The 12,972-nt window shown below is 40.1% G+C and carries 12 protein-coding genes; 5 read left to right on the top strand and 7 right to left on the bottom strand.

The features are described 5' to 3' along the window. Positions 1 to 35 precede the first annotated feature (35 nt). The 3 genes from V7161_RS16285 (at position 36) to V7161_RS16295 (ending at position 3,649) form a co-directional block, all read left to right on the top strand. Positions 36 to 899 (top strand): glycosyltransferase family 10 domain-containing protein, encoded by an 864-nt coding sequence (locus V7161_RS16285; RefSeq protein ID WP_335714024.1) that lies wholly within the window; start codon positions 36 to 38, stop codon positions 897 to 899. A 181-nt stretch (positions 900 to 1,080) separates the two neighbouring features. Continuing rightward, positions 1,081 to 2,196 (top strand): GDP-mannose 4,6-dehydratase, encoded by a 1,116-nt coding sequence (gmd, locus tag V7161_RS16290; protein ID WP_335714025.1) that lies wholly within the window; start codon positions 1,081 to 1,083, stop codon positions 2,194 to 2,196. 49 nt (positions 2,197 to 2,245) lie between these two features. Continuing rightward, a complete protein-coding gene (locus V7161_RS16295) occupies positions 2,246 to 3,649 on the top strand; it encodes a sugar phosphate nucleotidyltransferase (protein ID WP_335714026.1) in 1,404 nt (467 codons plus the stop codon). Here V7161_RS16295 and V7161_RS16300 read toward each other — a convergent pair whose 3' ends face one another. The 5 genes from V7161_RS16300 to V7161_RS16320 all read right to left on the bottom strand — a co-directional run bounded on the left by V7161_RS16300 (position 3,650) and on the right by V7161_RS16320 (position 8,476). Then, positions 3,650 to 4,582: a GDP-L-fucose synthase family protein gene (locus tag V7161_RS16300; protein WP_335714027.1), complete on the bottom strand. Its 933-nt coding sequence runs from the start codon at positions 4,580 to 4,582 to the stop codon at positions 3,650 to 3,652. It abuts the gene before it with no gap. A gap of 21 nt (positions 4,583 to 4,603) precedes the next feature. Then, positions 4,604 to 5,164, bottom strand: coding sequence for a dTDP-4-dehydrorhamnose 3,5-epimerase (rfbC, locus tag V7161_RS16305; RefSeq protein ID WP_335714028.1), 561 nt, complete (start codon positions 5,162 to 5,164; stop codon positions 4,604 to 4,606). 3 nt (positions 5,165 to 5,167) lie between these two features. Further along, positions 5,168 to 6,247, bottom strand: coding sequence for a CDP-glucose 4,6-dehydratase (gene rfbG / locus V7161_RS16310; RefSeq protein ID WP_335714029.1), 1,080 nt, complete (start codon positions 6,245 to 6,247; stop codon positions 5,168 to 5,170). 17 nt (positions 6,248 to 6,264) lie between these two features. Next, positions 6,265 to 7,041: a glucose-1-phosphate cytidylyltransferase gene (gene rfbF / locus V7161_RS16315; RefSeq protein ID WP_335714030.1), complete on the bottom strand. Its 777-nt coding sequence runs from the start codon at positions 7,039 to 7,041 to the stop codon at positions 6,265 to 6,267. Positions 7,042 to 7,288: 247 nt separating this feature from the next. After that, entirely contained in the window at positions 7,289 to 8,476 is a 1,188-nt protein-coding gene (locus tag V7161_RS16320; RefSeq protein ID WP_335714031.1) for an amidohydrolase, read from the bottom strand. 338 nt (positions 8,477 to 8,814) lie between these two features. Between V7161_RS16320 and V7161_RS16325 the strand changes: the two genes are divergently transcribed. After that, positions 8,815 to 10,005: an MFS transporter gene (locus V7161_RS16325; RefSeq protein ID WP_335714032.1), complete on the top strand. Its 1,191-nt coding sequence runs from the start codon at positions 8,815 to 8,817 to the stop codon at positions 10,003 to 10,005. Positions 10,006 to 10,107: 102 nt separating this feature from the next. Here V7161_RS16325 and V7161_RS16330 read toward each other — a convergent pair whose 3' ends face one another. Together V7161_RS16330 and V7161_RS16335 are read right to left on the bottom strand one after the other, a co-directional pair. Further along, the gene (locus V7161_RS16330; protein ID WP_335714033.1) at positions 10,108 to 10,911 is read right to left on the bottom strand and encodes an ABC transporter permease; all 804 of its coding nucleotides are present in this window, start codon (positions 10,909 to 10,911) and stop codon (positions 10,108 to 10,110) included. Further along, positions 10,908 to 11,927 carry an ATP-binding cassette domain-containing protein gene (locus tag V7161_RS16335; protein ID WP_335714034.1) on the bottom strand — a complete coding sequence of 340 codons (1,020 nt, stop codon included), beginning with the start codon at positions 11,925 to 11,927 and terminating at the stop codon, positions 10,908 to 10,910. The genes V7161_RS16330 and V7161_RS16335 overlap by 4 nt, the downstream gene beginning before the upstream one ends. Positions 11,928 to 12,122: 195 nt before the next feature. Between V7161_RS16335 and rluF the strand changes: the two genes are divergently transcribed. Further along, positions 12,123 to 12,899 carry a 23S rRNA pseudouridine(2604) synthase RluF gene (rluF, locus tag V7161_RS16340; RefSeq protein ID WP_335714036.1) on the top strand — a complete coding sequence of 259 codons (777 nt, stop codon included), beginning with the start codon at positions 12,123 to 12,125 and terminating at the stop codon, positions 12,897 to 12,899. The last annotated feature ends 73 nt before the right edge of the window (positions 12,900 to 12,972 follow it).

Here is a 12,972-nt window from a genome sequence, read left to right on the forward strand (position 1 = left end):
AGAGAAGCTTTTTAAAATAAAAAGAGGTGAAGAGTTTGAAACCAAAAATTAAAATAAATTTTACTGATTTTTGGGGAGGATTTGATAAAAAAAACAATTTCTTTACAAATTTATTGGAAACAAAATACGATGTTACGATTAGTGATGATCCAGATTATCTTTTCTATTCTTGCTTTGGTGGCGATCACTTAAATTATGATTGTGTAAGGATATACTATACTGGTGAGAATTGGAGGAGTCCTAATTTTAATGTATGCGATTATGCTCTAGGTTTTGATTACATTTCACTAGATGATAGATACCTTAGATTCCCACTATACTTTTTGTACACTGATGACTATGAGTTAGCAAAAAAGAAACATTTAATATCTGAAAATGAAATTGAGGAGAAAGTTTTATTTTGTAACTTTGTCGTTTCGAACGGTTCGGGATGGTCTCGAAATCACCTTTTTGACTGGTTATCAAAGTATAAAACAATAGACTCCGGAGGGGGATTTAGAAACAATATAGGCTATCGAGTCGAAGATAAACTAGAATTTCAAAAAAAATATAAATTTAGTATTGCTGGTGAAAATGGTCCAGGTGATGGGTATACAACAGAAAAGATTATTCAGGCATTTGCAGCACAAACTATACCAATCTATTGGGGAAATCCATCTATTTATAAAGAATTCAATCCCAATTCTTTTATCAATTGCCATGATTTCGATTCCTTTGAAGATGTTGTAAAGAGGGTTGAAGAAATTGATAATGATAAGGAGCTTTTTAGTAGAATGCTAAAAGAACCCATATATTCAGCAGATGTAAATCCGGAAGAAATTGGAGAAAAACAATTATTAAATTTCCTATCTCCAATATTTGATTCACAGTATGATTTAGCTTTTAAAAGACCAAGGTAGCAAGGCTTGGCAAAAAATCAGCCTCTATTCTTATTTCCAGAATTCCCCGAGTGGTCAGGCAACACTACCAAAAAACAGTTATTTCATTTGGTCACCGTTTCCACCTATTTTAGTACAAGCTTTGGAACCCTTTAATGACTGTTCCATATACTAGAGTAGTAGAGTTCGAAAGGAGGTAATTATGGAAAAAGTAGCTTTAATAACAGGAATTACCGGGCAAGATGGAGCCTATCTTGCCGAATTGCTGCTAGAAAAAGGATATACGGTTCACGGCTTACAACGAAGAAGCTCCCTGCTAAATACCAATCGAATTAATCACTTATACCGAGACCCACACGAGCCAGGCGCCAAGTTATTCCTTCACTATGGAGATCTGACCGACTCTACTAATTTAATTCGACTCATTCAGACCATCCAACCTGATGAGATTTATAATCTTGGCGCCATGAGCCATGTTCATGTCAGTTTTGATACGCCGGAATATACGGCAAATACAGACGGTCTCGGAATCCTTCGAATTTTGGAGGCAGTCAGAATTCTCGGGCTCATCAATAAAACTAAAATCTATCAAGCTTCCACGTCTGAATTATACGGTTTGGTACAGGAAACACCGCAAACGGAAAAAACGCCCTTTTACCCCCGAAGCCCTTATGCCGTTGCTAAGCTGTATGCATATTGGATTAGCGTAAATTACCGGGAAGCCTATGGGATGTATGCATGCAATGGTATTCTGTTTAACCATGAAAGCCCTATCCGAGGCGAAACGTTTGTTACCCGTAAGATTACTCGGGCAGTTGCCAGAATCGCTCTGGGACTTCAGGATCAACTGTACTTAGGGAATTTAAATGCCCAAAGGGATTGGGGACATGCCAAAGATTATGTGGAAGCCATGTGGCTCATGCTTCAACAAAACAAACCACAAGACTTTGTAATAGCGACGGGAGTAACTACGAAGGTGAGAGATTTCGTTAGGCTGTCTTTCGCGGAAGTAGGAATTGACGTGGAATTTAAGGGAGAGAACGAAGAGGAAAAGGGATTCGTTAAAGCATGCCATCACCCCGCTTTTCAAATCCCAACCGGAAAACCTATTGTGTCTGTGGACCCTCGTTATTTCCGACCCAGCGAAGTCGATTTGCTGTTAGGAGATCCGCATAAGGCAAAACAAAAATTAGGCTGGACCCCTAAATACAATCTGGACGAGCTGATTAAAGAGATGATAGATAGTGATTTAAAGGAAGCAAAAATGGAAGAGTATTTACGAAAGGGTGGTTACCGCAGTCATGAACAATTTGATTAATGGCTGCAAAGGATGACTTCATGCTAAAGAAAGGAGGAATTTCGAAACGTTGAAAATTGTTTTATTATCCGGCGGATCTGGAAAACGGCTTTGGCCGCTTTCTAATGATTCCAGGTCAAAGCAGTTTTTGAAGGTTTTAAAAACTGATAGTGAACAATTAGAATCGATGATACAAAGAATTTGGAAACAACTCAAATCGGTGAATCTCCATCAATCCTCGTATATTGCGACCAGTAAAGCTCAGGTTGACATGGTTTTGAGCCAGATTGGCAGTGATGCCCCCCTTATCATTGAGCAAGAGAGACGCGACACCTTCCCTGCCATAGCATTAGCCTCAGTCTATCTATATTCCTGTATTAAGACAGACCCTGATGAAGTTGTTTGTGTACTTCCTGTCGACCCCTTTGTTGAAAAGAGCTACTTTGAACAAGTTAAAGTCTTGGACAAGCTTATTCAGGAATCGGGTGCCAATATTGCTTTGATGGGTGGAACCCCTGTTTATCCATCCGAGAAATACGGATACATTATTCCGGAAAAAGGAAAAACAAAACAAAATCCACTATCCTATATGAGAGTCTGCAACTTTGTTGAGAAGCCTAAGGAAGACCAGGCTATCCGTCTTATAGAGCAAGGGGCATTATGGAACCTAGGTGTTTTTGCCTTCAAACTGAAATATATGCTCAACTTTTTACAGACTATTGGTTTTCCCATTGAATATTTTGAACTCAAAAAAGTATACGACCAACTGCCTAAAATTAGTTTTGATTATGAGGTTGTTGAAAAAGCCAACCATGTCATCGTTGTTCCTTACGATGGGACGTGGAAAGATCTCGGAACTTGGAACACATTAACCGAAGAAATGGATACTAACCAAATAGGAAAAGGGATAATCAGTGAAAACACCAAGAATACTCATGTCATTAATGAACTTGACATTCCTGTTGTGGTCATCGGTGTATCAAACATCGTCGTGGCAAGCAGTCCACAGGGCATATTAATTTCAGAAAAAGCGGCAAGTCACCAAATCAAGGATATCATGAAAAACGAGAAAGAAAGGCCAATGTATGAGGAACGAAGATGGGGCTGGTATCAAGTCTTAAACTATACCAAGATTTCAGACAACAATTTTGCATTGACGAAAAAAATCGTTATTGATGCAGGGAAAAACATCAGCTACCAGAGCCATTCGAAAAGAAGCGAGGTCTGGACAATCCTTTCGGGGGCAGGAGAGTTTGCCCTGGATGATCAGCTTTACCAAGTAAAGCAGGGAGATGTTCTCAAGATTCCGAAAGGAGCCAAACACGGCATTAAAGCCACCAGCACCTTAGAAATAATTGAAGTACAAATGGGCACCGAACTGGTGGAAGAAGATATCACTCGATTGTTTATGACCTGGGACGAAGTGATCGAGCATTGTGAGGGAAAAAGTGAGGAAAAGGAACAGGAGGCTTAACTAAAGCCTCCTCTTTTTTACATACCAATCAATGGTTTTCTGTAAACCTTCTTCCAAAGTCGTCCTTGCTTCAAATCCAAATAGCGCCTTTGACTTGGTTACATCGAGGCATCTTCTCGGTTGACCATCCGGTTTGTTGCTATCCCAAATGATTTCACCTGTGAAACCAGCTTTTTCTGCAATCAAACCCGCTAAATCTTTTATTGTTATTTCACGCCCTGTGCCAATATTAACCGGTTCCCCTTCGTCATATTTTTCAGCTGCCATCACAATGGCTTCGGCCGCATCCTCAACATACAAAAATTCTCTAGTTGCTTTTCCCGACCCCCAAGCATGTATTTGCAGCTGCCCTTTTTCCTTTGCTTCAACACATTTGCGAATTAAGGCTGGAATGACGTGGGAACTTTCTAAATCAAAATTATCCCTTGGTCCGTAAAGATTAACAGGAAGCAGGTAAATGGAGTTGAAACCATATTGCTGACGATATGCCTGCGATTGGACGAGAAGCATTTTTTTAGCAAGTCCATAAGGAGCATTGGTTTCCTCCGGATATCCATCCCATAAGGCTTCTTCGTTAAATGGGACAGGAGTAAATTTTGGATAGGAACAAATTGTTCCGCAAATAATGACCTTTTCCACTTGTGCCAACCGTGCAGCCTCTATCAAGTGAATGCCCATGGCAGCATTGTCGTAGAATAATGTCCCCGGATTCTTTCTGTTAGCACCTATTCCTCCCACAGATGCGGCGAGGTGGACAACGATATCAGGTTTCGTATTATTCAGGAGTGAATAGGCAACGGTTGAATTCCGAAGATCGTATTCGCGGCTGCGCGGAATAATAAGATCAGCGCAGCCTTGGTCTTTAAAACGATCCACAACATGAGAACCGAGGAAGCCGGCCCCTCCTGTGACCAAAATTCTTTTTCCCTTCATGACAATCGCCATTCCTCTCTTTTATTTACCGTCCCTAAACTCTTTAAAACATTGAAGATTCTTATCTTTTTCTGATAAGATTATTTTTTTATCAACTAGATCTAATGGCCAATCAATACCAATATCCGGATCATTCCAAATGATTCCGTCATCGTATTCTCCATAAAATTTCTCTGCACATTTATATGAAACTATGGATGGTTCAATTACTAGATAACCATGTCCAAAATTTTTAGGAACATAAAGCTCATTTTTATTATCTTCAGAAAGATAAAAGCCTCTCCATTCGCCAAATGTCGGGGAATCCTTTCTTAAGTCAACAATAACATCGTAAATCTTTCCGGAGATACAACGGACAAGCTTTGGCTGCTCATTTATTCTTTGAAAATGAATGGCTCTAATAACCCCTTTATACGAGTTTGTATAAAAAACTTCTTTTAAATCATGGTAAATACCATTCTCCTCAAATATTTCTTTGGAATAATCTTTAATAAAATAGCCCCGCTCATCATATGCAACAAAAGGCTTGATTAAAAATGAACCCTCTAAGTCTAATTTCTCAAATGAAAACTTTTGAATCATTCTCTATCCCTCGTACTCTTGAATTTGTGTTAGACATACGCTTCTAACGTCCTTCCCTAATTTATAGGCTAGTGACCATTCGATCACTTTATCCAATGCGTATTCCAAATTCCATTTTGGCTTCCAGCCTAATTCCGCTTTTGCTTTTGAACAATCTAATTTTAAATAATGTGCTTCATGTGGCCCATTGTTAGGCACAATTTCAAAGGATGATCCTGAACCCCACTTATTACATAGTCTGCTTACAGCCCATTCCACTGTTTTTTCACTTTCAGCATCAGGTCCAAAATTCCAGCCTTCTGAGTACCGAGCACCTTCTTTATACAATTTCTGTGCCAATAATAAATATCCACTTATTGGCTCCAAGACATGCTGCCATGGACGGATAGATTTGGGATTCCTTATTTTTATAGTTTCCCCTTTTAATAGGGACTGAATTCCATCAGGTATTAAACGGTCCTTTGCCCAATCGCCTCCTCCAATAACATTGCCGGCTCTTCCAGATGCGATTGCAACACCATGAGTATCATAGGTTTTAGGATTAAAAAAAGAGTTTCGATAACAAGCAGTAATTAATTCCGAACAAGCTTTACTATTTGAATAAGGGTCGTAACCACCCAGCGGTTCATATTCCCTGTATCCCCATTGCCATTCCTTGTTTTCGTAACATTTATCTGATGTTACATTTACAACCACTTTTATTTTTTTGTTTTGCATGTTTACTAGCCTGATGGCCTCAAATAGATTAACTGTACCCATTACATTCGTTTCATAGGTTTCTATCGGGTTTTCGTACGACATCCTCACAAGCGGCTGGGCAGCCATATGAAAAACGATATCTGGATTTGATTGTTGCAGGGATAAACGAAACTTTTCCCGATCTCTAATATCACCATGAATGCTGGTTGTGATCTTGTCTATTTCACACAATTCAAACAAACTCGGATTAGTGGGCGCTTGTAAGGAGTATCCCGTAATTTCTGCACCAAGATGATACAGCCATAAACAAAGCCAAGACCCTTTGAACCCTGTATGTCCAGTAATAAACACTTTTTTTCCTTTCCAAAATCCTTTATCAATCATTGTCCCACCCCTTTTTTCTACTTCCAAACTTTCCAAGGAGGGCTTTCGGACATCCACAGCTCTTCCAAATATTTTTTATCGCGTAACGTGTCCATTGGGTGCCAAAAACCATCATGTTTATATGCCATTAGCTGACCCTCATTTGCCAAATTTTCAAGTGGTTCTTTTTCGAGTACAGTACTTTCATCCCTAATATAATTGAACACCTCTGGTTGAAAGACAAAAAAACCCCCGTTAATCCAGTTGCCATCACCTTTCATTTTTTCTTTAAAACTCTCCACCAATTGATCCTTGTTCAAAGATAAAGCACCAAACCTTCCAGTGGGCTGCCCAGCCGTCAGCGTTGCAAACCTTCCATGCTCCTTATGAAACTCAACTAGTTTTTTCAGATCTACATTTGCAACACCATCACCATAAGTAAGCATAAAAGGTTCGTTTCCGATATATTTTTGTATCTTCTTTACTCTCCCTCCCGTCATAGTGTTAATACCAGTATTTGCTAATGTAATCTTCCATGGTTCTGCTGAATTTTGATGGATGAAATATTGATTCCCCTGGCTAAAGTCAACTGTTACATCAGATTTATATAGAAAATAGTTCAAGAAATAATCTTTTAACATATGGCCTTTGTACCCCAAGCAAATAATAAACTCATTAAAACCATGAGCAGAGTAAATCTTCATAATATGCCATATAATGGGGTAGTCGCCTATCTCTATTAAGGGCTTAGGTTTCAAATGTGATTCTTCACTAATTCGGGTTCCGTACCCGCCAGCCAAAATGACTACTTTCATCCTACAACCTCTTTTCTCAATTCTTTAATACAGGATAAATTTGTTCATCTTACGTGTATTACAACTGTAAGCTGCCACTCAGGATATATAATATGATTAATAACCGAGCTTGCATGGTTGAATGTAATTGTTTGGAGTTTTTTATGGGATTAATTTAAAAAGGGAAAATATGAAGATGAATAGTAGAAGAAAATTCAAATAAAAGCCAAAAAAAGATACTCTTCAAAAAAGTATCTTTTTTACTCACTTATTCTAACCCATAGTATCCACAAACTACATAGCCTACTGATTTAGCAGCAACGATCAGGGCATCCTCGTCAATATCAAATTTCGGGTTATGGTTGAAATAAGGTTTTTCTATCTCTTTGGGCGTACAGCCAATGTAAAAGTAACAGCCCGGGATTTTTTCTAAGTAATAGGCAAAGTCATCAGACGGTGACAACTGTGGATATTCAACGACCTCCTTAATATCCGGGTCATTTGTACTTTCTAGGATTTCTTTCACCATTGCTGTCACATCCGGGTTATTATAAAGCGGCGGGTAATCAGAAATATAGGTTAACTCACATTGAACACCAAATTCAGCTTCAATCCCTTTGACAATCCGGCGCACTTCCTTCTCTATGGTCACCTTTGTTTCCTCTGTCATGTAGCGGATATCCCCTTCAAGCTCTACACAATCCTTGATCACATTAAAGGTACCCTTGCCATCAAAGGAACCAATCGTAATAACTCCCATATCCATTGGATTTAGCCGGCGGCTGATAATGGTTTGAACGGCTGTTACAAAATATGAACCCGCAACAATCGCATCATTTGCTAAATGCGGGGAAGAACCGTGACCGCCGACACCTTGAATCCCGAGTTTAAAATATGATCTTCCTGCAAATGAATAACCACTGTGATAGCCTACATTTCCTGCTTTCGCCATTGGAAGTAAATGAATCCCAAAAATATTTTCAACATCATTAAGCGCCCCAGAATCAACAATGCTTTTTGCTCCGCCAGGCGGTACTTCTTCTGCATGCTGATGAATAATTTTGATGGTACCTGGAAATTCATCTTTTAATTGAATTAGGCAATCCGCAAGAACCATTAAATAGGCTGTATGTCCATCATGCCCGCACGCATGCATGACTCCTTCATTCTTTGATTTAAAAGGAAGGCCTGTTTCTTCCAAAATCGGAAGGGCATCAAAATCAGCCCGAAGTGCAATCGTTTTTCCCGGCTTTCCGCCCTTAATCGTCACGATGATCCCATGTCCATTTCCGACGTTAGATTGAACTTCAACATCCTTGCCTTTATAAAAATCTAAAATATATTGAGCTGTTTTTTCTTCTTTAAAAGATAACTCTGGGTTTTCATGTAAATATCGACGAATATGGATTATTTCATCTTTCCTCGCTTCTAACATTTCCATTAATTTCTTTCTCATTTTTATTCCTCCCAAAGTTCATCTTACCGATGAATAAAACTCTACTGCTGAAATCGCAACTCCAAAAGGTAAAGTTCCCGGCTCGTACCTATGGATATTCTTAAAACCTCATTAACTTATAATACCGTTCACCGCTCCTATTTAAGCAGCGGTTTTATAAAATATAAGCCTCTTTTGTTCCACGTGAAACGTTTATAAATATTAAGACTGAAGTAATGATTGTAGATAATGGATGGTAAAAAGTATGAGCTTTCCTAGTTGAAATTTTTTATGGTATGATAGTTAAATTGTTTTCCACCTTATATCACATTTATATTCATCTAGGAAAAGAGGTAATTATGCACTCTACTGAATTATCCAAGCAACATTGGTTGCTCATCTTTACACTTTCTTTATTAACATTTGTTCTCGGAACAAGCGAATTTGTTATCGTCGGGATCTTAACCGATATTTCCTCAGGTCTCCATATAACCAATGCAAAAGCTGGCACACTCGTTTCTGCGTTTGCCATTACGTTTGCCATTGCCACACCACTCGTGATGAGCGCAACAAGCCATTTTCCTAAGCGTAAATGGATGTTGTTTTTAATAGGGTCGTTCATCATCCTGAATGCTTTATGTGTGATTTCGACGAGCTACATCATGCTCCTTGTACTTCGGATGATGACGGCGATTGTAACAGGAGTTTTAATCTCCCTTGCCATGATTGTTGCAAGTGAGACCCTTCCAAGCGCCAAACGAGGGCTTGCTATATCATTTGTTTTCGGTGGTTTTACTCTTGCAAATGTGGTTGGAGTACCAATAGGCACTGCTATTGCTGAATGGTACAACTGGAATGCAACCTTCCTGTTAACGACATTTCTGGGTGGAATTGCGTTTTTGGCATCCTTCTTCATTTTGCCTAATAAGCTCAGTCAATTTCGCAGTTCCATGCGTGATCAATTTTCTTTGTTGACACACCCGCGAATCTTAATGGCGTTTTTCATTCCATCTTTAGGATTTGGAGCGACGTATGCCGTTTATACGTACCTTGTTCCGATCCTGAATGGAATGGAAGCACCGAGTAATTCAATCAGTTTGATATTGTTTGGCTACGGATTTATTTCGATTTTCAGCAACATACTCGCTGGTAAAATTGCCAGCTTCAATGCAATCGGACGCCTTCGCATTGTCTTTCTTGTGCAAGCAATTGTTTTGATCAGTTTATATTGGACGACAAATAATTTACTCTTTGGATTAATTAACATTGGCTTGATGTCATTAATGGCCATCCTTTTAACAACATCTACCCAGCTTTATTTGATCGACCTTGCAGGCATATATCAACCAAAAGCGACAGGACTCGCTGCTTCTCTGATGCCAGTCGCAAGCAATGTTGGAATTGCCTTGGGTTCCGCAGTAGGTGGAATGGTTTACCATCAAGGGAATTTGATGAGTGTGACATTGGTCGGCGGGTTGATTGCCATCTTTGCCAGTCTTCTAACTTTTCTAAGCTATCACTTGGACCAAAAACAAACAAAACCCGCATAAGCGAGGTTCCGTACTCACTAATTTTAACAAGCCAAAATGAACAAGTTTTTTATTCAAAACTTGTTCATTTTTGGCTTATTTATTTTTCCTGGAATAATTTTTTTACGTACGACGCATATAGGCACGGACCGTTATAGGTGCAAAAATGGCCACGATGACTGCTGCTCCAATGAGGGAAATAACAAAATCAGAGCCAATGTTAGAGTTGTTAACAAGATCACGGACAGCAGTAATCAGATGTGATAGCGGGTTCATCTTTACAAACCACTGTAGCCAGTCGGGCATGGTGTTAACCGGTACGAAAGCATTAGAAAGAAACGTTAGGGGGAACAGTGCAAGCATCGATATCCCCTGTACACTAGAAGCAGTTCGCGCAATCACACCAAAGAAAGCAAAAATCCAACTAATGGACCAAGAGCACACAATGACGAGAATTGCGGCAATGACTACATAACCAAGTCCTCCATCAGGCCGATAGCCCATAATATACCCCATGGTAAAAGTAAGCACAGTCGCAATGGTATATCGGATTGTATCTGCTAAAAGTGCTCCAGCTAACGGAGCAATTCGTGCAATCGGAAGGGACTTAAACCGGTCGAAAACACCCTTATCCATATCCTCACGCAGTTGAACTCCCGTGACAATGGAAGTCGTAATAACGGTCTGCACAAGGATGCCGGGAATTATGACCGGCAAATAGTTCTCTACATTACCTGAGATGGCCCCGCCAAAGATATAGGTGAACATGAGAGTAAAGATAATTGGCTGGAGCGTGACGTCGAAAAGCTGCTCGGGTGTACGCCGTATTTTCAGTAAACCTCGATAGGCCATTGTCAATGAATTTCGTGCCGACTGACCTAAGCTCATATGGTTTTTCAGTTGACGATTAAGTGAAGTACTTTTCATCCTCTTATCTCCTCTACTTCGGGCATTTCATATGGCGCACTAGGTGTGTCCGCATTCACACCATGACCAGTGATAGTCAGAAAGACCTCATCAAGGGTCGGTTTCTGCACACTTAGCTCTGCTAGGTGGATTCCCGCCTCACGAAGGGCGATTAGTAGATCCGCAACTCGGTCTGCATCTGCCATCGGTGCAGTAATCTTCCCGCCTTCCGAAGATACATTCGACTTTACGTTTAGCACCCTTTCAACGGTATGACGAGCCGCAACTATATCCAGTGAATTTTCGATTCTTAAATGCAAGGAAGATCGGCCAACGGATGACTTTAATTCATCCACGGTACCCTCTGCAACGACTATGCCTCGATCGATTACCGCAATCCTGTCTGCTAGTTCATCTGCTTCTTGTAAATACTGCGTTGTTAACAGTACGGTTGACCCCGTACTCACTAATCGGCGGATAGTATCCCACATTTGATTTCGTGTACGCGGATCAAGCCCCGTAGTCGGTTCGTCTAAAAAAATGAGTGGCGGCTGGGAAATGAGACTTGCTGCCAAATCCAGCCTGCGGCGCATGCCGCCGGAAAAATTTTTCAACGGACGCTTTGCTGCTTCCGTTAATCCAAATTCCTCGAGCAACTCCACTGCCTTACGTTTTGACTCTGCTCTGGAAAGACCAAGCAGCCGGGAGAAAATGACCAAATTCTCGGTTGCGCTTAGCGACTCGTCGACTGAGGCATATTGACCAGTAACCCCAATCAATTGTCGCACGATCTGGGACTCCTTCATCACATCATGTCCAAAGATGTGTGCCGATCCTGCATCCGGCCGGAGTAAGGTTGCCAGCATTCTGATGGTGGTGGTCTTGCCTGCTCCATTCGGTCCAAGCAGGCCGTAAATGGTGCCAGCGCGCACATTCAGATTTACGCCGTTAACGGCACGGTTTTCACCAAAATTCTTTATGAGGCCGCGGGCTTCAACGGCCCAATCACCATTGTTCGGTATTGTTCGGTGCATCATTTCCATTCCTCCCTTATCACTAGGTACATGGTAACAAACATTTGTGAACTGAATATGAACTTTCTCCTCGCCCTCTTGTTCATATTAAGTTCATAAAGAAGGTGTATGCTAAGAACAGCTTGAATATTTTTATAAATGTAATTTATGAAAAAGGATTGAATGTCATGGCAAAATTTAATGGTTGACGATGACCCAATGTGCTTGAAAATACTGGACTGGTTGGGTATTCTTAAAGCACAATCTCCTTTTAAGGATGTGTTTAACCTGCGATTAAATAAATATATTTCCGAGTCTGGTAAAACTTCTAGACGCGGTGCAGATAAGTTGATTAGTGAAGGAAAAGTGTCCATTAACGGAAAAGTTGCCACATTGGGAAGCCAAGTCGAACCAGGGGATGATGTTCGTATTGGTGGAAATCCGGTCAAAGTGGATAAAAATTACGTTTATATTGCCTTAAATAAACCGGTTGGCATTACTAGTACGACAGAAAGACATATTAAAGGAAATATTATTGATTTAGTCAACCATCCATTAAGAATCTTTCATATAGGAAGACTGGATAAAGATTCAGAGGGTCTTATCCTCCTGACTAATGACGGAGATATTGTTAATGAAATTCTGCGTGCTGAAAATAAGCATGAGAAGGAATATATCGTGACAGTAGACAAGCCAATCACTCCAGAGTTTTTAAAAAGAATGGCAGGAGGCGTGGAAATACTAGATACAAAAACGCTGCCTTGTAAAGTAGAACAGCTTTCTAAATATGTTTTTCAAATCATTTTAACACAGGGTTTAAACCGACAGATTCGCCGTATGTGTTCTGCCTTGGGATATGAGGTTTGTCGACTGCAACGGACACGCATCATGAATATCCATTTAGGGAACCTTCCTATTGGCCAATGGAGAGATTTATCAAAGAAAGAACGTACTCAATTATTTAACGAACTTAATTATGAGCCAAAAGAATGGTAAAAAAAGAGTGTGAACCGAATCAAAAAAACAATTTCGGTCCACACTCTTTTTATATTTATATTTGATTTAGTAT

The organism is Neobacillus drentensis, assembly GCF_036965425.1.
In the GTDB taxonomy this organism is placed as follows: domain Bacteria; phylum Bacillota; class Bacilli; order Bacillales; family Cytobacillaceae; genus Neobacillus; species Neobacillus drentensis_F.

Bases quoted from the DNA above. Each gene is read 5' to 3' on its own strand.
- gmd (WP_335714025.1), top strand. From the start codon at position 1,081: ATGGAAAAAGTAGCTTTAATAACAGGAATTACCGGGCAAGATGGAGCC.
- V7161_RS16300 (WP_335714027.1), bottom strand. From the start codon at position 4,582: ATGAAGGGAAAAAGAATTTTGGTCACAGGAGGGGCCGGCTTCCTCGGT.
- rfbC (WP_335714028.1), bottom strand. From the start codon at position 5,164: ATGATTCAAAAGTTTTCATTTGAGAAATTAGACTTAGAGGGTTCATTT.
- rfbG (WP_335714029.1), bottom strand. From the start codon at position 6,247: ATGATTGATAAAGGATTTTGGAAAGGAAAAAAAGTGTTTATTACTGGA.
- rfbF (WP_335714030.1), bottom strand. From the start codon at position 7,041: ATGAAAGTAGTCATTTTGGCTGGCGGGTACGGAACCCGAATTAGTGAA.
- V7161_RS16320 (WP_335714031.1), bottom strand. From the start codon at position 8,476: ATGAGAAAGAAATTAATGGAAATGTTAGAAGCGAGGAAAGATGAAATA.
- V7161_RS16325 (WP_335714032.1), top strand. From the start codon at position 8,815: ATGCACTCTACTGAATTATCCAAGCAACATTGGTTGCTCATCTTTACA.
- V7161_RS16330 (WP_335714033.1), bottom strand. From the start codon at position 10,911: ATGAAAAGTACTTCACTTAATCGTCAACTGAAAAACCATATGAGCTTA.
- V7161_RS16335 (WP_335714034.1), bottom strand. From the start codon at position 11,927: ATGATGCACCGAACAATACCGAACAATGGTGATTGGGCCGTTGAAGCC.
- rluF (WP_335714036.1), top strand. From the start codon at position 12,123: ATGTGCTTGAAAATACTGGACTGGTTGGGTATTCTTAAAGCACAATCT.